Origin of the sequence: Acinetobacter sp. YH12231, assembly GCF_013417755.1 — a bacterium.
In the GTDB taxonomy this organism is placed as follows: Bacteria; Pseudomonadota; Gammaproteobacteria; order Pseudomonadales; family Moraxellaceae; genus Acinetobacter; species Acinetobacter amyesii.
In genome coordinates, this window is sequence record NZ_VPDJ01000021.1 from 1 (window position 1) to 19,686 (window position 19,686).

The window sequence follows — 19,686 nt, forward strand, 5'->3', positions numbered from 1 at the left end:
TGCTGACACGCCATTTCAGCTTTGCCTTTTTAAATTGCTTTCTTCGGGTGACTAATTCTTCAGTTACAGCCTGAATGGTTTGACTATGTAAATTACATTCTTTGGATGTGCCTTTCGTATATTTGGCAATATCAAAAGCAGAGAGAAATTCACCTTTCCGCTTCAAATGCCTAAACCCTAAATCATTGACATAATTCCAGACGAAGTTCACTTCTGATGCTAGTTGGTCTAACACCTTGCGATGTTTGTCTTTTATACGTAATTTAAGGGTTTTCATGTACTTATATTAACAATCAAAACTCAAGGAAAATAGTCCTTAGTTAAATCAAACGACACTTCATGTCGTGTCGCTTATATCTCTGACCTGAAGGACTGAGTTTTACGCTCCATTTGATAAAACAGCTGTGCCATCACGGCATTCTGTCTTGAAACAAAATTTTTCCGCTCATTAATCTGTAAACTGGCCTGCTCTCGTATAGCATCATATTCTGCTGTTGTGAGTTTTCGCTGATTCTTCCAGTGCGCATCAGGTACATAACCTGTTCCATAATGTACATTCAACAATGGAAATTCATGAAAATATTTTGCCGTCGCACGTTTTTCTTTGGCTGTTAAAATATTCAGATGAATCCATTCACTGCCAAGATGAATCGATGGATCACGCTTCATACCTTCAGCAATCCATTTTTTGGCTAGTGAAATATTGCCGATCAACTCATAAGCTGTGCCTAAATTCACTGCCGTCTTCGGTAAACCTGGATGCTCATTTTCAATTGCACGTAAAACCTTAATGGCTAAATCGTAACGGCCTGCGTAGATCTGATGTACGGCATAATCATTTTCTGCCTGATAGTCTATTGGGCTAGGATGCCTTGAGACAAAGTTCTTCAATTTTTCGTCATGATGTTCTTCGTGTTGATTTTCTTTTTCTGAATCAGATGTATAAAAATCTTCTACATAGGTATTTAAACATGCCCAACTTGGCATAGTGATGAGTAATATGCTGCTCAATAGCATGATTTTTTTTATTATATTGTGTGTATAGACTGGACTATCCAATGTCATTTTCAAGCTTAGTTTTATCATCTAGTTATAATTCTGTGTGTTATTGGGTATTTTTAAATAATGACCATTCAAACATAAAAAAGCCACCCGAAGGTGGCTTTTTTCATTCAGCGAACTGAATTATTCATCATCTTTTTTTGCTTCGTCAGTAGGAGGTAAGTCCTTGACCGCTTCTGCAATTAGACCAAACATATAGTTGCCATAAGCATTTGTTTTGTCGTAATGGAAACGCAAACGTGGCGTAATACGTGTTTTGATACGACGGCTCAGTTCATGACGCAAGAAACCAGATGCTTTATTCAAGACATCTAAAGTTTCTTTATTTGCGGCTTCACTTTGCTCATCGCCTAGCTCACGACCCATTACAGTCACATAAACTTCGGCATATCCTAAGTCTGGGCTCACCTTCACGGCAGAGATGGTCACAAGACCACCTAAGCGTGGATCTTTCAGCTCCTGACGGATCAGTTCTGACAACTCACGTTGTACTGTATCCGCCATACGCTTCAGACGTTGACTACCCGCCATTAAAGACTCCGTTTAATCAATTGAACATCGTACACTTCAATCTTATCTTGTGCTTTGATGTCTTTATAGCCTTTCACCGCAAGACCACATTCCATACCGGCACGAACTTCTTCAACCACATCTTTGTAGCGACGAAGAGATTCAAGCTCACCTTGGAATACCACCACGTCATCACGTAATACGCGAATCGGTTTATTACGGTGTAATGTACCTTCAAGTACCATACAACCTGCAGCAGCACCGAATTTACTTGAGTGGAACACTTCACGTACTTCAGCAACACCAAGAATTGTTTCACGGTGTTCAGGCGCTAATTTACCGCTCATCGCATCTTTCACATCATCAATTAATTGATAGATGATCGAGTAGTAACGAATGTCGATACCATCAGCATCAGCTTTTTGACGTGCAGTATTATCAGCACGTACGTTAAAGCCGAGAAGAACCGCTTCTGATGATTCAGCAAGTGTTACGTCAGACTCAGTGATCGCACCAACACCTGAACCAATAATACGTACTTTCACTTCATCAGTTGCAAGTTCAGCAAGTGCAACGTGTAATGCTTCCAAAGTACCACGTACGTCTGTTTTCAATACCACGTTGACAATAGGCACATCTTTCTTGCCCATAGACGCCATGATATTTTCAAGACGCATCGCAGATTGACGTTCAAGACGTTTTTGACGTTCACGATCCATACGCGCATCAGCAACTTCACGTGCTTTTTTCTCGTCATTTACAACAAGAACTTCATCACCTGCCATTGGCGCTTCTGGTAGACCCAAGATTTCCACAGGAATCGAAGGACCAGCAGATTTAATACGTTGACCATTTTCATCTGTCATCGCACGTACACGACCGTATGACGAACCTGCAAGAACAAGGTCACCCACTTTCAATGTACCGTTTTGAACAAGAATCGATGTTACCGCACCACGCCCTTTGTCTACACGTGCTTCAATTACAACACCTTGTGCTGCACCCTCTTCAGATGCTTTAAGCTCAAGAAGTTCGGCTTGAATTGAGATCAAGTCAAGAAGTTCGTCGATACCTGCACCGCTGTGCGCAGAAACCATTGCCACTGGAACGTCACCGCCCCATTGCTCAGGTACGATTTCTTTCGTCGTCAACTCATTCAATACGCGATCTGGATCAGCAGACTCTTTATCCATTTTGTTGATAGCAACAATAATTGGCGTACCTGCTGCACGTGCATGGTCAATCGCTTCCGCAGTTTGTGGCATAACACCATCATCTGCTGCAACAACCAACACTACGATATCTGTAGATTTCGCACCACGTGAACGCATTGCAGTAAATGCTGCGTGTCCCGGTGTATCTAAGAAAGTAATAATACCTTTTTCAGTTTTCACATGGTAAGCACCAATATGCTGTGTGATACCACCTGCTTCACCTGCAGCCACTTTAGAGCGACGAATACGGTCAAGAAGTGATGTTTTACCATGGTCAACGTGACCCATAATTGTCACAACTGGCGGACGAGTGGTTTGGACACCACGCGCTTCTTCAGCTGCTTCAAGTAAGTTGTCTTCTGCTTGAGTATCAGAAACCAATACTGGGTTATGACCCATTTCTTCAACAACAAGTGCTGCAATTTCTTGATCAATCGCTTGGTTTTGAGTAACCAATTCGCCCATTTTCATGAGTGATTTGATAACTTCGCGAACTTTAACCGCCATTTTCGCAGCCAAGTCAGCAACAACAATTGTTTCACCAATTTCAACATCATAAACTTGTTTTTTAACTGGTTTTTCAAAGCCATGCTTGTTCGCTTGACTTGTTTTTAAACCACGTTTATGTGAGTTATCACGGAAAGATTGCTCTTCGCCACGACGACCACCTTTTTTAGGTGAACGTGAATTGTTGGTATTGGTACCACGTTTAATTTCACGGTCTTCTTTCGCAAATGAATCTTCATATGCCTGACCTACAAGGCCGGCAGCAAGCGGAGAATCATCTACAACACGAATGGTCGCAGTAGTGTCTTCGTTAGAATACTTAGACGCCATTTGACGCATTTGCTCAAGCGTACGTTGTTGCGCTTCTTCAGCAGCTTTACGACGCGCCGCTTCTTCTACAGCTTTCAATTGTGCTGCTTGAGCTTCACGTGCTTTTTTCTGTTCTAGAGTTTCAACAGGTTTTGTAATTGGCTTGTTGTTTGACTTACGTTTTACAACAACCGCAGCTTTCGGTGTTTCTTGCTTCGCATGTTCTTGCTTCGCAGCAGCGCGCATTGCTTCTAAAGCTTGTTTCGCTTTAGATACTGGTTGTTGCTTCGGTTCTTCAGCTTTCGCTTCAACCTTAGGTTCCTGTTTACGTGCTTGTTGGTCAGCTTGTGCTTTCGCTAATGCTTCAGCTTTAATTTGCTCAGGATCCGGTTTAACAAATGTATGTTTCTTACGAACTTCTACATTAATCGTTTTTGCCTTGCCCGATGTACTCGCCACTTTAGCAGTACTGGTAGTTTTACGTTTCAACGTGATTTGTCCTGCATTGCCCGCATCCTGACCATGAACTTTTTTCAAATGGTTAACGAGGGCATTTTGTTGTTCAGTGGAGATAATATCGTCAGGTTTAGTTTGTGGTAAACCCGCATCACGAACCTGTTCCAGTAGCTTCTCAACTGGACGACCCACGTTGAGAGCTAACTCCTTAATCGACTTGTCCGTCATATATTACCTCCTAGTTAAACCATGATTCGCGCGCTTTCATAATAAGTTGACCTGCTTTTTCAGCACCTAAACCTTCGATATCAGAGATATCGTCAGTGGCTTGATCTGCAAGATCATCTACAGTTACCACACCGCGAGCGGCAAGCGCATATGCGATTTCTTTAGTCACGCCTTCCATTGCAGCAAGCTCTTCGCTTGGCTCTTGGATGTTTTCTTGTTGCTTCAATGCATCAGCCAATGCAATTTCTTTTGCACGACCTTGTAGCATTTCAACAGTTTCAGCATCAAGTTCGATCTCATCGAATGTTTCCGCAGGAACATACGCGATTTCTTCTAATGATGTGAAACCCATTTCAACTAACGCCATCGCTAAGTCTTCATCAATATCTAGACGTGTAACAAACATATCTAAATATTGTTGCGCTTCGTTTTGTTGGCGTGCGTGATATTCTTCTTCAAGCATCATATTGAGCTTGTAACCAGTCAATTCAGATGCTAAGCGTACGTTTTGACCTTGAGAGCCAATTGCACGTGCTAACTGATCACTCGTTGCAAAAATAATATCTGCAGTACGTTCTTCTTCATCAATCACGATACCTGATACATCAGCAGGCTCTAGAGCACTTGCAATGTATTGTGCAGCGTCATCAGACCAAACGACTACATCAATACGCTCACCATTTAACTCTGATTGAACTGCTTGGATACGTGTACCACGCATACCAATACATGCACCTACAGGATCAATACGGTGATCGTTTGTTTTCACAGCGATTTTAGCACGAACGCCAGGTTGGCGTGCAGCAGCCTTAATCTCAATGATTTCTTCAGCAATTTCAGGAATTTCTTTCTTCATCAATGCAATAAGCATTTCTGGTTTAGAACGAGAAAGTAATAACTGAGCACCACGGCCTTCACGGTTTACGTTAAACAAAATCGCGTTTACACGTTGTTTAGGACGTAGAATTTCTTTAGCGATCATTTCTTCACGCGCAAGATATGCTTCTGCATTGTCACCTAAATCAATGATAAAGCCATCTTTGGTTTGTTTTTTCACTTCACCGTAGATGAGTTCACCAACTTTAGATTCGTAAGCATCTGCAATTAGCGCTCGCTCTGCTTCACGAATTTTTTGAACAATCACTTGTTTCGCAATTTGTGCCGCAATACGACCGAAATCAATCGATTCAACTTCAAGTTCACGAATATCACCAATTGCCCATTTTGCAGGATCTACATCAGAGATCGCATCTTGGCATGCTGGCATTTCGTGATCTTCGTCGGCAACCACTTCCCATTGACGGAAAGTACGGTAATCACCAGTACGACGGTCGATTTCTACACGTAGACGAGCTTCTTCCGAGTGAGTTCCCTCGTAGAATTTCTTCTTAGTCGCTGCAACTAAAGCTTGTTCAAGCGCTTCAAAAATTGCATCACGACTTACACCTTTTTCGTTACTAACCGTTTCTACTACGGTAAGAATTTCACGAGCCATAAGTCACCTATTCGTTCAGATTCTTATTTATTAAATTAATCTTGGAAAACCAGATTTGCTTTATCAATATTGTGGCTGTCAATATCCAACACTTGTTGCTTTTCAACTTCAACCTGAATCATTTCGCTTTCAAGGTCTACGCTTACAAGTTTGGCTTGGAATTTACGACGATTATCCACAGCACTGATCAAACGCAAAGCGACTTGCTGACCAATGTATGCCGTCATTTGTTCCAATTTAAAGAACTGACGATCCCAACCTGGAGATGACACTTCCAATGCATATTCGCCTGAAATTGGATCATGTACATCCAACATCGCACCCACTTGCTGAGTGACACGAACACAGTCCTGCACGCCGATACCACGGCCTTGCTCAACTTCGCCATCTTCATTGATGACAGGTTCTGCATTTTCATCAACTTCACGGTCGATATAAATACGTAACAGTGAACGTTTTCCTTGAGGTTGGAAATCAATCCCCCAAAGTTCTACATCACATGCTTGCACCGCTGGGGCAATTAAGTCCTGAAGTGCTTGAGTTTTATTTGATAGCTTCATTTACTCTCGTCAAATTTGTGCGATTCGATGGTCGAAATGACCACTACAGACCAATACGAAACTATAGTAGTAGTGAAACATGACGGTTTGACCAAAATACTGTCGACACTACACGATAGCCAATAAAAAAGGGCGTAAATCGCCCCATTATTACACAGAAAACCATAGTCCACTGTGCAAAAAGGCCCACCTAGTTGTGAGCCTCTTTTAGAAACTTGGTAGCGGGAGCTGGATTTGAACCAACGACCTTCGGGTTATGAGCCCGACGAGCTACCAGACTGCTCCATCCCGCATCAACATGCAAAAATTATAAACAATTTCTTGGTCATTTTCAATCTAAAACAACCTGAAGAATTGCCCTACTGAGTTGCATCTCAGAGGATTGGTAGCGGGAGCTGGATTTGAACCAACGACCTTCGGGTTATGAGCCCGACGAGCTACCAGACTGCTCCATCCCGCATCAACATCACAATGACTTTCAGATAAACTGCTTATATAAATTGTGCGCTATATAAGATTGGTAGCGGGGGCTGGATTTGAACCAACGACCTTCGGGTTATGAGCCCGACGAGCTACCAGACTGCTCCACCCCGCATCAATATGCAAATAGTTCTCTCAGCTTTAAAAGCTGTCCATTTAAAAGTTTGCATCTTAAAAATAGAATTGATTGGTAGCGGGAGCTGGATTTGAACCAACGACCTTCGGGTTATGAGCCCGACGAGCTACCAGACTGCTCCATCCCGCATCAACAGAGTTTTGCTGCATACACCAACTTATGTTCTGGATTATAAGTTGGTGCGGAAGGGGGGACTTGAACCCCCACGCCCGAAAGCACTACCACCTCAAGGTAGCGTGTCTACCAATTCCACCACCACCGCAGCTGTGACGCATTCTAGTCGCAACACGTCAAAAAAGAAAGCGCTAAATAAATTATTCAGAGCTTTTTGGTGCAGTTGGCGAAGTTTCAGCCGATTTTACTGGCGCAGTCGGTACTGAAGAAATCGCATTCAGACTATAAGCATCTGTCGTTTGTTTCTTTGCAAACACAGCAAGTGTCAAGCTCGTAACGAAGAACAAAGCCGTTAAAATCGCAGTCAAACGGGTCATAAAGTTACCCGAACCCGATGCACCAAATACAGTTGCAGCACCGCCGCCACCAAAAGATGCACCCGCATCTGCGCCTTTGCCATGCTGAACTAAAATCAGCACGATCATTAAAATCGCTAAGATAATATGTACCACCAGCACAAACGTATGCATGCTGAACTCCTAATTATTTTGTATTTGCAAATGCTTGAGCAATTTTATAAAACGACTCTGCATTTAATGATGCACCACCGACCAGCGCACCATTGATATCCGGACAGGCTGCCAACTCTACTGCATTTTCAGGTTTTACACTACCACCATAAAGAATCGCAGTATGAAGTCCCATCGGGGTGATTTGGCTTAAACCTTCACGAATTTTAGCGTGCATCGCTTGCGCATCTTCAGGTGACGCTGTTTTACCTGTGCCAATGGCCCAAATTGGCTCATAAGCTACCACAATTTGTTTCCACTGCTCTGCTTGTACAACAGCAGCAATATCACATATTTGTTGTAACACAATCTGTTCTGCTTGGCCGCTTTCACGTTGTTCCAAGCTTTCACCCACACAATAAATCACAGTCAAACCTGCGTTTAATGCATTTTTTACTTTTTCATTAATGATATGCGGTTGATCAGCGAATATTTCACGGCGTTCCGAATGACCAATCAGTACAAATTCAACACCATAATCTTTTAATAGCTCAGCACTGAGCTCACCCGTATATGCACCTGTACCTGCAACGCGAGAAACGTCTTGTGCAACGGTCATGATGTTACGGCTTGCTTGTGTTAATTCATTTTGCACCGTGGTCAGAGCAATAGCTGTTGGTGCAACCCCAATATGACATGCCGCTTCAGCAATATTTTGTTCATCTAATAATTGCTTAAAATTCTTAAGAAGTGCGCCAGCATCGGCTTGCAATGGGTTCATTTTCCAGTTACCCACTACCCAAGGCGTAATCGTCGAACCCGACATATTTATCCCACATGACAAAGATGAAATCGGGCACATTCTACACGTAATTCATAATTTTGAAGATAAATTTCAACACATTTGCATCTTCGAAGCACACCAGTCATTCCAAGATCTTCACTTTTCTGTAAAAAAATTAAGCAGATTTAAGGACTGGTTCATGCTTTTTACCAATTCTTAGCTAGTGACAACACTTTAAGATATGGTATTTTTGTGCAACAAAAGTATAATTTTGCTATACCAATTATAAACAGACTGAAGCATAGGCAAGTAAAAGCATGACAGCAGTTCAAGGTTCTTCAAGATTTACGGGGTTTATTCGTCGCTTAGTTGACGAAGGGCATCTGTCTGCCGAAAAAATGCAAACAGCGCTGCAAAATTCAAAAAAGGCTCATCAAGATATCGTGCCGCATTTGATTCAGGAATATCAACTTTCAGCACGCCTGATTGCAGAAACCATCTCGATAGAGTTCGGTGAACCGGTTTTTGATATTTCAACTTATGACACGTCTTTAATCATTCGTGATGAGTTTGAAGATAAGTTAATTACCAAGCATCGTATTTTGCCCATTTTTAAACATGGCAATTTGTTATTCGTTGCGATCAGTAATCCCACCAATATTGAAGCTGTAGATGCTATCCGATTTGGTAGTAAGCTCAATACCGAAACCATTATTGTTGAACATGACAAACTTGAAAAGTTAATTGAGCAGAACTTCGCTGAAGAAAGTACTTTCGACTTTGATGATGACTTTGATCTTGATTTAGAACAGGAAACGATAGACCCAGCTGAACAAGCAGATGAAAAAGACAATGGTGATGAAGCGCCGATTGTTAAATACATCAATAAGCTGCTAGTCGATGCGATTCGTATGGGTGCATCTGACTTACATTTCGAACCCTACGAAAAGACCTATCGCGTCCGCTACCGTGTCGATGGCGTGTTAAGAACAATTACCAATCCGCCCTTGCAACTTGCGACTCGACTTGCTTCGCGTTTAAAAGTCATGTCACAAATGGACATCTCGGAAAAACGTATTCCACAAGACGGTCGTATCAAGTTAAAGCTGTCAAAGAACAAAGCCATCGACTTCCGTGTGAACTCCTTACCGACCTTGTTTGGTGAAAAACTTGTTCTACGTATCCTTGACCCTTCTAGTGCGATGTTAGGGATTGATGCGTTGGGTTATGAACCGGATCAAAAAGAACTGTTCATGCAGGCTTTAGAAAAACCGCAAGGCATGTTGCTCATTACCGGTCCAACGGGTTCCGGTAAAACCGTATCTTTATATACAGGTCTAAACATTCTTAACCGTGAAGATACCAACATTTCAACGGCCGAAGACCCTGTGGAAATTAACTTAGAAGGGATCAATCAGGTCAACGTAAATAATAAAGTCGGCCTCACCTTCTCTGCAGCATTGAAGTCATTCTTACGTCAAGACCCTGATATTGTGATGGTCGGTGAGATTCGAGATTTAGAAACGGCTGAAATTGCCATTAAAGCAGCTCAAACGGGTCATATGGTGATGTCTACACTACATACCAATAGTGCACCTGAAACATTGACACGCTTACGCAATATGGGCGTGCCCTCATTTAACATTGCGACATCCGTGAACCTTGTCATTGCGCAGCGACTTGCGCGTCGCCTATGTTCACAATGTAAAGAAACAGTAGAGGTACCAAAACAAAGTCTACTGGAACTTGGTTTTACTGAAGACGATTTAAATACACCAGAATTTCAAATATACCAACCTGTCGGTTGTTCCGAATGCCGCGAAGGCTATAAAGGTCGTGTCGGTATATATGAAGTCATGAAAGTGACACCTGAAATTTCAAGAATTATTATGGAAGATGGCAATGCCTTACAAATTGCCGAAGCTTCAAATCAAGCAGGTTTTAACAATTTACGCCGTTCAGGCTTAATTAAGGTCATGCAGGGGGTGACTTCACTTCAAGAAGTCAATCGTGTGACCAGTGAGTAAGTGAATTAGTATTTAAAAATAAGGATAAATTCATGGCTGTAAAAAAAGCGCAGATGATGCCAACCTTCAGTTATGAAGGCGTGGATCGCAAAGGGGCGAAAATCAAAGGGGAAATGCCTTCGCGTAATATGGCTTTAGCCAAAGTCACTTTACGTAAGCAAGGCATCACCATTAAAACCATTCGAGAAAAACGCAAAAATATTCTCGAAGGCTTGATGAAAAAGAAAGTATCCACTTTGGATATCACGGTATTCACGCGCCAACTTGCAACCATGATGAAAGCCGGTGTACCGCTCGTTCAGGGTTTTGAAATCGTGGCGGAAGGCCTAGAAAACCCAGCCATGCGTGAAGTGGTCTTGGGGATCAAAGGTGAAGTTGAAGGCGGTAATACCTTTGCTGGTGCGCTGCGCAAATATCCGCAGTATTTCGATAACCTATTTTGCTCCTTGGTTGAATCAGGTGAACAGTCGGGTGCACTTGAAACCATGCTAGACCGTGTTGCCATTTACAAAGAAAAAAGTGAATTGCTTAAGCAAAAAATCAAAAAAGCCATGAAATACCCAGCAGCGGTCATCGTTGTCGCTGTTATTGTGACGATTATTTTGATGGTAAAAGTGGTTCCCGTATTCCAAGACTTGTTTTCATCATTTGGTGCAGACCTACCTGCCTTTACCAAAATGGTAGTTAACATGTCGGAATGGATGCAAAAATATTGGTTCTTCCTCATCATTGGAATTGGCGCTGTGATTGCTGGTTTCATGGAAGCAAAAAAACGTAGCAAAGCTTTCAGAGACTTCTTAGACAAAGCTGCACTCAAAGCACCGATTTTTGGTGATTTGGTTTATAAAGCAATTATTGCCCGCTATAGCCGTACCTTGGCAACCACATTTGCCGCGGGCGTACCCTTAATCGATGCGCTCGAATCAACTGCAGGTGCAACCAACAACGTGGTCTATGAAACAGCGGTCATGAAAATTCGTGAAGATGTGGCGACTGGTCAACAACTGCAATTTGCTATGCGTGTCACCGATAAATTCCCATCTATGGCGATTCAAATGGTGGCTATTGGTGAAGAATCCGGTGCCTTGGATGCTATGCTAGACAAAGTGGCAACGCATTATGAAAATGAAGTGGATAATGCCGTAGATGGCTTAACTTCGATGATGGAACCCTTGATTATGGCGGTATTAGGTGTCCTCGTTGGTGGTCTTGTGATTGCAATGTATCTTCCAATCTTCCAAATGGGTTCTGTGGTTTAATGCAAGAATTAATAACATATTTAATTAATACCCCAATTGCGTTATATATCGCAGTTGGGATTTTTAGTCTTTGCATCGGTAGTTTTTTGAATGTGGTAATTTACCGCACACCAAAGATGATGGAACAAGAATGGCGCACAGATTGCCAACTATTTTTGCATCCAGACCAACCGATTATTGATGAAACCAAGATTACCCTGAGTACCCCTGCTTCAACCTGTCCAAAATGTAAAACGCCCATTCGTTGGTATCAAAACATTCCTGTCATCAGTTGGATTGTGTTACGTGGAAAATGTGGAAGTTGCCAAAACCCGATCAGTAGCCGTTATCCACTGATCGAATTACTCACCATGATCTGTGCGCTGATTGTCGTTGCAGTTTTTGGTCCAACTATTCAAATGCTGTTTGGTCTGCTGCTGACTTATGTATTGATTGCATTAACCTTTATTGACTTTGACACCCAACTTTTACCTGACCGTTATACCCTTCCTTTGGCTGCACTCGGGCTTGGCGTGAATAGCTATGCCATTTATACCTCTGCAACCTCAGCCATTTGGGGATATATCATCGGCTTCTTATGCCTATGGATTGTTTACTATTTATTTAAAATCATCACTGGTAAAGAAGGCATGGGCTATGGCGACTTTAAGCTTTTAGCTGCCTTGGGTGCATGGATGGGCCCTTTCCTGCTTCCACTGATTGTATTACTCTCTTCACTAGTGGGTGCAATCATTGGGATTATTTTGCTCAAAGTTCGTAAAGATAACCAACCTTTTGCATTTGGTCCCTATATTGCCATCGCCGGATGGATCGCCTTTTTATGGGGTGATCAAATTATGAAAATTTATTTGGGTCAGTAAGGTCGTTGTATGACATTTGTCTTGGGTTTAACAGGTGGTATCGGTAGCGGAAAATCTGCTGCAAGCAATTGGTTTGAACTCCAAGGCATTCAAGTCGTCGATGCTGATATCGTTGCTCGCGAGGTTGTCGAGCCGGGGCAACCCGCACTGATTCAGATTCAACAACAATTTGGTGATTGGGTTTTACTTGCGAATGGTGAGTTAAATCGGCGCGCTTTACGTGAATATATCTTTAAAGATCCTACAGCACGTCAAGCACTTGAAGCCATTACCCATCCTGCAATACGTCAGTCCATTATCCAACAGTTAAATGAAGCCACCAGCCCCTATGTCATCTTGGTTTCGCCGCTGTTATTTGAAACCAATCAACATGAATTAACCAATCACACCTTGCTTATTGATGCCACGGAACAATTGCAAATTCAGCGTGCATCACAGCGCGATGGTCAAAATATCGAGCAAATCCAAAAAATCATTCAAGTGCAAATGTCGCGTCAGGAAAAGCAAAAAATTGCAGATGATATCGTGCTGAATGATGGTCATTTAGATCATCTTTATGCACAGCTTCGACCGTTGCATCTCAAGTACTTAGCGCACGCTGAAAAAAGCTAAATAAAAAATCAGTCTTACTCAGACTGCTTTTTTTGTTGTTCGAGTTGCTGCTCTAGACTATCCTTTCGTCCCAACCATTTCCACGGTTGAATCGCTCCAATCCCCATCCCGACCAATCCACACACAATTGCAAAACTTAAGGGTTCATTCAGCAGCGGTACCGCTAAAATTGCAGCAATAAAAGGTGCCAAAGTTACGATACTTCCGGCTTTAAATGCACCCAGGCGCTTGATCGCCTCTACATACGTTAAAGTCGCAATAATCACCACAAAAATACCGTGAAAGATAACTTGTCCAATGAGTTGCAATGGCTCTGGGTCAGACCAATGTTTAGGGAAAAATAGTAGATAAATAGGCACGAATACCACGGCAGACCAAACCGCAACCCCCGCCATGGCATGCCAAGCAGAGAGCCTCCATTGCTTAAGCAATACCGTAAATATCCCCCACCAAATGGCACTGATAAAAAATAGCAAATCACCTAAACCAAATGCCACACCAGTCTCGACGTACATTAAATAGCTCATTAAGCTAATGGCAGAGATCATAATCACCACACTGATCCAGGTATGCTTATCGAGCGGCTGTTTGAAGATCAGAAACGCGGCTATGGCCGTACATAAGGGAATACAACCATTGAGGAAAATTGCAGCATGGGCCGCAGGAGCATAATGAAACGCACTATAGGCCGTTAAGCAATATGTCACCCCGCCAAGCATGGCAAGGATAAAAGGCTCTTTCTTCCATAAAAAAGCCGTATCTTTTTTATAAATCAAAATTGGCATTAATATACAAAATGCCAAAGCAAACCGAAGTGCGGTAATGTCCCAAGCACTGATTCCCCAATTGGCGCTTAAACGTGCTGTTAAGGTGAATCCGCCCCAAATACACATGGTAATGAAAACATATAAATAACCTTGCTTTTGGGGAGACATCATCACTTCTATTTCAATTCATTATTACGTTGACGACATGCTTCATACAATGCCATACCGGTTGCGACACTGACATTTAAGCTTTGCAAGTTTCCAGCCATTGGAATATAAACAGTTTGATCACATTGCGCCTGCGTAATAGGACGCAAACCTGTATCTTCAGCGCCCATCACCACACATACACCCGTACCAGTGAAGTCAAATTTTTGAATCGGCAATGCTTTTTCATCTAGCATAGTGCCGACCACACGTACATTAAAGTCTTCTTTGATTTGGGCCAAGGTACGTGCCAAGTTCGTCACCTGAATAAACTTCACTTTTTCAGCACCACCTGCAGCAACTTTACGGGCTGTTGGGGTAAGCGTCGCTGAACGATCACGCGGTGCAATCACAGCTTCAACACCCATGGCTGCCGCTGTACGAATGCATGCACCAAGGTTATGTGGATCTGTAATATGATCTAATGCCAATAGCAACGCATTTGGATTGGCTTGTAATAAAGCCTCTAAATCTTTTTCGTTCAAAACTGGATGTGGACGTACAGCAGCAACCACACCTTGATGGAACGGTTGTCCCGCAAGTTTTTCCAAACTATCACGACTAGCTTTTTGAATGCTGACACCAAACGGTTCTGCAAGCTCAAAAATACGTTTTAAACGCTGATCATCACGTCCTTTTAACGCAAATAAAGTTAAAACGCGTTCTGGCTCAAGTTCCAGTAATGACTCCACTGAATGAACGCCATAATAATATTCCGGTTTCGCCATGAACGACCTCTAAATTGCAAACTTCGATAAACTTTTGAACAGGGTATGATATCCCTAGAGCACAGCATAGGCTGCCAAAAAGAAAAATCCTGCAAAGCAAGCTTTACAGGATTTATGCTATGACACATAGTTTAACCGATTTGAGGTTAAAAAACTGTGCCTAAATTGATTGAATCATTAGCCTTCTAAGTGGCACACATAATCCAACACTTCGTCTGTTTCAATTTTAAATCGGCTATTACCTGGCACGTAGAATGATTGACCCGCACGGAATAATTCGCTTTCTTCGCTATCTGCAATTTGAACACGACATTCACCTGAAATAATTTCCATACGTTCAGGTACATGGGTTTCAAAAGTCAGCGCTTGTTCAGTTGGAAGCAACACACCCAGTGTTTTCTTGGTTCCATCTTCAAATTGCACAGTGTGGCTGATACATAGACCGCCAAAATAAACATTTGATTTTTTGATGACTGATACATGATCAAACTGTGCTGACATGCGTTTTCTCCAGATAAAGCATATTTATAATATTTTGATCGAAGTAGTTTAATTGTGCTGCAAAAACTAATCAATCAGTGTTGAAAATTTTGAGATAGATAATTACAAAAATCTGAGAAGTGGATATGTCCCAATACCATCTCACTATCTTGACATTGAGAATCTAAAACAAACTGTACTTTTGTACAAAATACTTTTTTTATTTCATCCACTAAAGTCCTAGTTAGGGTCTATAGAAACGCTGCAAAATCATTTCACAGATATACATGGATAATGAATTATATGGACGGATTTAAGAGACCAAATCATGACGTTTTATGGCAATAACACGCTAGATTAAATACAAGAATACATACACAAACGTGTTTTGTGAGGACTTGGCAGGACATTTGATGGTTTCAGCTCACGTTATGCAAGATCACCTACTCTTTACATCACAACACTGCATGGATACAGCGGATAAGAAACTAATTTCTTGTTAAACTGAAATTTAAGATAGAATTATGAGGTTTTTCGTCATCTTAAAATAAAACTTGTCTTGTGACCAAAACAAAACTTAATTATCTTTAACTAGAACTTTTCGCAGCTCGGATGCGTTTATGCTGACACATTTAACTCTGATCAATTTTGCATTAGCCGACCATTTAGCCATCGACATTGAACAAGGCTTTAATGTCCTGACGGGTGAAACGGGTGCAGGTAAATCTTTACTTCTAGACGCATTATCAGCTTGCTTAGGTGAACGTACAGACACCAACTACGTGCGCTATGGATCAGACAAAGCCGATGTGACAGCGACCTTTAGCTATCAAGAGCACAGCCCTGAAGCGCTTTGGCTCAAAGAACACGAACTAGATGATGAGTCTGGCGAAATCCATTTACGTCGCGTGATTTTTGCAACAGGTCGCAGCAAGGCATGGATAAATGGACGTCCGAGCAGCTTGTCCGAGTTAAAAGAAATTGGCCGCTTATTGGTACAACTTTATAGCCAACACAGCCAACAACAACTCTTAGAACCACCCTATCCAAAGCATTGGTTGGATCGTTATTATAATTTTTATCAGCCTGCTCAAGCCGTGCGTGATGCCTATAGCAAATGGCAAAAGGACATTCGTCAGCACCAAGCAGCACTCGATGCACAGGCTACACGTAAGCAACGGATAGAAACGCTTGAACTTCAATTGGAAGAACTTGAAGACGTTGTGCAAACGGACTACAAAGAAATCGAGCAAGAATTTGACCGTCTCAGTCATCATGAACATATCATGCAAGATTGTAGCTATGGTCTAAATGCCCTCGATGATGCCGAGCAAAATATCAATCAAGAAATGGGCGCGATCATTCGTCGGATTGAATCGCATGCAGGACGTAGTGAACAACTTTCTGAAATTTATACATCGCTGCTGAACGCTCAAAGTGAAATTGAAGATGCGACAGCAAATTTACGTCAGTTTATTGATCGTCAAAGTTTCGATCCTGAACGTATGGACGAATTAAACACTAAACTCGAAGTTTTTCATCGCTTAGCGCGTAAATATCGTACTCAGCCTGAAGACTTAAAAAATGATTATGATGCGTGGCAACTTGAGCTAGAACAATTACATCAACTTGAAGATCCTGAAACCTTAGCTGAACAAGTGGAAGTGTCTCATCAAGACTTTTTAGCCAAAGCACAGCATTTGGATGATATTCGTCGTGAAGCGTCTACCCCATTGGCGAAGCAGTTGACTGAACAAGTGAAGCAGCTCGCGCTCCCAGAGGCTCATTTTGAATTTAAATTTGAGCCTCTAGAACAAGCTTCAAGTGAAGGTTTAAGCTTTATTCAACTTCTGTTCACCGCAAACAAAGGGATTCCTGCTCAGCCTTTAGCACGCGTGGCATCGGGGGGGGAATTGTCACGTATTGCATTAGTCATGCAAGTGATGAATGCTGAAAAAACCGAATCCGAAGTGTTAGTCTTTGATGAAATTGATGTCGGGATCAGTGGCGGAACGGCAGAAATTGTCGGACGTTTGTTGGCTGATTTGGCACAGCATGTTCAAATTTTATGTATTACTCACCAAGCCCAAGTCGCTGCTCAATCTGACCAACATCTCCTGGTGAAAAAACGTCAAACGGATCCTGCAAGCAGTACCATTATCGAATTAGAAGAAGATGATCGGATTCAAGAGCTGGCTCGAATGACTGGTGGTGTGGAGATTAGTCAAACGACCTTACAACACGCAAAACAGTTGCGACAATTAAAATTTCAACATAGTTAATTTTTGATGCTTTCAAAAAAGCCTGTGTATTCAAAGTACACAGGCTTTTTTCTTAAATACACTATTTGAAAATCCCCTGATACACAAAGCCTTTTGAGCCCAAGCTATAGCGTAAATATTTATACTGCGGCTGATGTTGTTGATTGAGTAACATAACATCCACGTGTTTCGGACTGATTTTGAGATATTCATTACCGCTACGACGATCGGTTTCATAATGGCAGTCATAATCTACCGAGATTTGATCTAGTTTCTTTTGCTTAGTTTGAAATACATAAGATTTAAGTAACTGTTTTGGTCCAACTTCAACAGCTCTTAGATGATGTAGTCCACTGCAATTATCACCTTTATAATAACTCTTCACCAAATATACGGTTTTATTTTGGATGTTGACCGGCAAAATTTGATTGATATAGCCTGAGTCAAATTGATCTAAATGTTGCGTTTTTCCCGTTGCATATTGCACATAGCTGCTCCACTCCCCCATCGTGCCTCCGCCAGACACATCAAAACTATAAAATTTAAGTTTTTTATCTGGTGAATATTGCACATGAACAAAACCTTGCTTTTCGAGTTGCGTAAATCCCTAGTGAAAACTGCTCGGATCTGCCGCAATGACATCCACAATTTCACGTTCTATCGCTTCATTGACCTCATAAAAATTTAAGTTTTTATATTTTTTAATCACCTGAGATTCATGTTTTTGTAAGTCAGCGCTTCCTGCAAAGCCTGAAATAGGTAGGCTTGCACAGAGTGCCATCCCTATTATTTTTGAATAATGTGTCATTGTTTTACCCTCAGTTTATCCTGCTATTTTAAGCAATCTCAGTCATCCATCACGTATATCTTCTCCTCACTTTTGTACTGCTGTTGTTCAAATCACCAATCATCGCTTCACAATTCACCGTATTGTAGACCTGCCTGCACGATGAAGATTTTTAGCATGTCCCTCATCGGTCGTGCATGACAAATATTGAATTTGCAGAAAAACTCATTGTTGAAAACTTGTGAGTCTAGTATGTTGATAAATACAACGTTATTCGAATGCAATTCACCCCAAGAATGAAACTTACCCCAATAAGGAGAAGCCATTAGGTGACTAAACAATACCTTACACACCGCTGCCTGATTGCTCCACCCGAAATGAACGATGAATTCTTTGCCAATACGGTGATTTATTTAGCGCGACATGATGAAGATGGCGCTCAAGGCATCATTATTAATCGTCCATCAGGTTTACAGATCAAAGAACTCTTGAATGATTTGGAAATTGAGGCAGATAATGTGCATCCTCATGAAGTGTTGCAAGGTGGACCTTTGCGCCCAGAGGCAGGTTTTGTTCTTCATACCGGTCAACCGACATGGCATTCGTCTATTGCTGTAGGTGAAAATGTCTGTATTACCACGTCTAAAGATATTTTAGACGCGATTGCACACAATGAAGGTGTGGGTCGTTATCAGGTGGCCCTAGGCTATGCCAGTTGGGGTAAAAGCCAATTAGAAGAAGAAATTGCTCGGGGTGATTGGCTCATTTGTGACTCAGACATGGATTTAATATTTAACTTACCTTATGACGACCGCTGGGACGCTGCCTATAAAAAAATGGGCGTAGACCGCATGTGGTTATCATCTGAGATTGGACATGCCTGATTTACAACAATATCAAATGATTATGGCCTTTGACTTTGGCACACAAAAAACAGGAATGGCTGTGGGACAAGCCCTGATTGAAAGTGCAAATCCCCTGCCACTCTTTCCCATGAAAGATGGCATTCCCAATTGGGATAATCTACTCAAGATTGTGAAACAGTATCAGCCGGATTTGTTCATCGTGGGTCTACCGCTCAATATGGATGATAGCGAATCTGAACTCTCCACACGTGCGCGTAAATTTGCACGACGCCTTCGCCACCAAACCAATATTGAAACCTTGATGGTCGATGAACGCTTAACGACACGTGAAGCGCGTGATGAATTAGATCATTATCAAGCCCAAGGCCGTGCGAAGAATCTTTCTGCCGACAGCCTTGCTGCAGCATTGTTTATTGAAAGTTGGTATCGAAATCCAGTTGGACTAAAACCTTAAGCGCTTTCAACAAA

General features: G+C 42.0%; 19 protein-coding genes, 5 tRNA genes and 1 pseudogene. 7 read left to right on the forward strand and 18 right to left on the reverse strand.

The window, feature by feature from the left end:
• The 13 genes and pseudogenes from FTV11_RS13055 to tpiA all read right to left on the reverse strand — a co-directional run.
• Positions 1-277, reverse strand: a pseudogene (locus FTV11_RS13055) (RNA-guided endonuclease TnpB family protein); the annotation flags it as partial.
• Positions 278-351: 74 nt separating this feature from the next.
• The gene (locus FTV11_RS13060; RefSeq protein WP_180008039.1) at positions 352-1,017 is read right to left on the reverse strand and encodes a M48 family metallopeptidase; all 666 of its coding nucleotides are present in this window, start codon (positions 1,015-1,017) and stop codon (positions 352-354) included.
• A gap of 168 nt (positions 1,018-1,185) precedes the next feature.
• A complete protein-coding gene (locus FTV11_RS13065) occupies positions 1,186-1,593 on the reverse strand; it encodes a ribosome-binding factor A (protein WP_078189413.1) in 408 nt (135 codons plus the stop codon).
• A complete protein-coding gene (gene infB / locus FTV11_RS13070; RefSeq protein ID WP_180004671.1) occupies positions 1,593-4,286 on the reverse strand; it encodes a translation initiation factor IF-2 in 2,694 nt (897 codons plus the stop codon). Before infB ends, FTV11_RS13065 begins: the two co-directional genes overlap by 1 nt.
• 10 nt (positions 4,287-4,296) lie before the next feature.
• Entirely contained in the window at positions 4,297-5,781 is a 1,485-nt protein-coding gene (gene nusA / locus FTV11_RS13075) for a transcription termination factor NusA (RefSeq protein WP_078192558.1), read from the reverse strand.
• Between the two features lie 35 nt (positions 5,782-5,816).
• On the reverse strand, positions 5,817-6,341 hold the full coding sequence (gene rimP / locus FTV11_RS13080; protein ID WP_078189416.1) for a ribosome maturation factor RimP: 525 nt from the start codon (positions 6,339-6,341) through the stop codon (positions 5,817-5,819).
• 216 nt (positions 6,342-6,557) lie between these two features.
• Positions 6,558-6,634 (reverse strand) — tRNA-Met (locus FTV11_RS13085).
• A 90-nt stretch (positions 6,635-6,724) separates the two neighbouring features.
• Positions 6,725-6,801: transfer RNA gene (locus FTV11_RS13090), tRNA-Met, on the reverse strand.
• Positions 6,802-6,859: 58 nt separating this feature from the next.
• Positions 6,860-6,936: transfer RNA gene (locus FTV11_RS13095), tRNA-Met, on the reverse strand.
• A gap of 73 nt (positions 6,937-7,009) precedes the next feature.
• Positions 7,010-7,086, reverse strand: a tRNA-Met gene (locus tag FTV11_RS13100).
• Between the two features lie 48 nt (positions 7,087-7,134).
• Positions 7,135-7,219: transfer RNA gene (locus FTV11_RS13105), tRNA-Leu, on the reverse strand.
• Between the two features lie 52 nt (positions 7,220-7,271).
• Positions 7,272-7,601, reverse strand: coding sequence for a preprotein translocase subunit SecG (gene secG, locus FTV11_RS13110; protein ID WP_180064875.1), 330 nt, complete (start codon positions 7,599-7,601; stop codon positions 7,272-7,274).
• 13 nt (positions 7,602-7,614) lie between these two features.
• The gene (gene tpiA / locus FTV11_RS13115) at positions 7,615-8,406 is read right to left on the reverse strand and encodes a triose-phosphate isomerase (RefSeq protein WP_180062795.1); all 792 of its coding nucleotides are present in this window, start codon (positions 8,404-8,406) and stop codon (positions 7,615-7,617) included.
• Positions 8,407-8,681: 275 nt separating this feature from the next.
• Between tpiA and pilB the strand changes: the two genes are divergently transcribed.
• The 4 genes from pilB to coaE are packed head-to-tail and all read left to right on the forward strand — an operon-like array spanning position 8,682 to position 13,122.
• Complete coding sequence (pilB, locus tag FTV11_RS13120; RefSeq protein WP_180004674.1) at positions 8,682-10,391, forward strand: type IV-A pilus assembly ATPase PilB; 1,710 nt, start codon at positions 8,682-8,684, stop codon at positions 10,389-10,391.
• A 32-nt stretch (positions 10,392-10,423) separates the two neighbouring features.
• The gene (locus tag FTV11_RS13125; RefSeq protein WP_078192563.1) at positions 10,424-11,650 is read left to right on the forward strand and encodes a type II secretion system F family protein; all 1,227 of its coding nucleotides are present in this window, start codon (positions 10,424-10,426) and stop codon (positions 11,648-11,650) included.
• Positions 11,650-12,510, forward strand: coding sequence for an A24 family peptidase (locus tag FTV11_RS13130; protein WP_180074128.1), 861 nt, complete (start codon positions 11,650-11,652; stop codon positions 12,508-12,510). Before FTV11_RS13125 ends, FTV11_RS13130 begins: the two co-directional genes overlap by 1 nt.
• Positions 12,511-12,519: 9 nt before the next feature.
• On the forward strand, positions 12,520-13,122 hold the full coding sequence (coaE, locus tag FTV11_RS13135; protein ID WP_180074129.1) for a dephospho-CoA kinase: 603 nt from the start codon (positions 12,520-12,522) through the stop codon (positions 13,120-13,122).
• Between the two features lie 14 nt (positions 13,123-13,136).
• On the opposite strand, the gene FTV11_RS13140 is transcribed toward coaE, so the two are convergent.
• The 3 genes from FTV11_RS13140 to FTV11_RS13150 all read right to left on the reverse strand — a co-directional run bounded on the left by FTV11_RS13140 (position 13,137) and on the right by FTV11_RS13150 (position 15,325).
• Positions 13,137-14,057, reverse strand: a complete 921-nt coding sequence (locus FTV11_RS13140; protein ID WP_373685427.1) for a DMT family transporter — start codon at positions 14,055-14,057, stop codon at positions 13,137-13,139.
• An 8-nt stretch (positions 14,058-14,065) separates the two neighbouring features.
• The gene (rlmB, locus tag FTV11_RS13145; RefSeq protein ID WP_078192567.1) at positions 14,066-14,824 is read right to left on the reverse strand and encodes a 23S rRNA (guanosine(2251)-2'-O)-methyltransferase RlmB; all 759 of its coding nucleotides are present in this window, start codon (positions 14,822-14,824) and stop codon (positions 14,066-14,068) included.
• 177 nt (positions 14,825-15,001) lie between these two features.
• The gene (locus tag FTV11_RS13150; protein WP_067763086.1) at positions 15,002-15,325 is read right to left on the reverse strand and encodes a pyrimidine/purine nucleoside phosphorylase; all 324 of its coding nucleotides are present in this window, start codon (positions 15,323-15,325) and stop codon (positions 15,002-15,004) included.
• 599 nt (positions 15,326-15,924) lie between these two features.
• Here FTV11_RS13150 and recN point away from each other — a divergent pair.
• A complete protein-coding gene (gene recN / locus FTV11_RS13155) occupies positions 15,925-17,586 on the forward strand; it encodes a DNA repair protein RecN (RefSeq protein ID WP_078189423.1) in 1,662 nt (553 codons plus the stop codon).
• A gap of 61 nt (positions 17,587-17,647) precedes the next feature.
• On the opposite strand, the gene FTV11_RS13160 is transcribed toward recN, so the two are convergent.
• Together FTV11_RS13160 and FTV11_RS13165 are read right to left on the reverse strand one after the other, a co-directional pair.
• The gene (locus FTV11_RS13160) at positions 17,648-18,136 is read right to left on the reverse strand and encodes a hypothetical protein (RefSeq protein WP_180074131.1); all 489 of its coding nucleotides are present in this window, start codon (positions 18,134-18,136) and stop codon (positions 17,648-17,650) included.
• 36 nt (positions 18,137-18,172) lie between these two features.
• On the reverse strand, positions 18,173-18,373 hold the full coding sequence (locus FTV11_RS13165; RefSeq protein ID WP_180074132.1) for a hypothetical protein: 201 nt from the start codon (positions 18,371-18,373) through the stop codon (positions 18,173-18,175).
• Positions 18,374-18,681: 308 nt separating this feature from the next.
• On the opposite strand from FTV11_RS13165, the gene FTV11_RS13170 reads away from it, so the two are divergent.
• Positions 18,682-19,236 (forward strand): YqgE/AlgH family protein, encoded by a 555-nt coding sequence (locus FTV11_RS13170; RefSeq protein ID WP_078189425.1) that lies wholly within the window; start codon positions 18,682-18,684, stop codon positions 19,234-19,236.
• Positions 19,229-19,672 carry a Holliday junction resolvase RuvX gene (gene ruvX, locus FTV11_RS13175; protein WP_180074133.1) on the forward strand — a complete coding sequence of 148 codons (444 nt, stop codon included), beginning with the start codon at positions 19,229-19,231 and terminating at the stop codon, positions 19,670-19,672. Before FTV11_RS13170 ends, ruvX begins: the two co-directional genes overlap by 8 nt.
• The last annotated feature ends 14 nt before the right edge of the window (positions 19,673-19,686 follow it).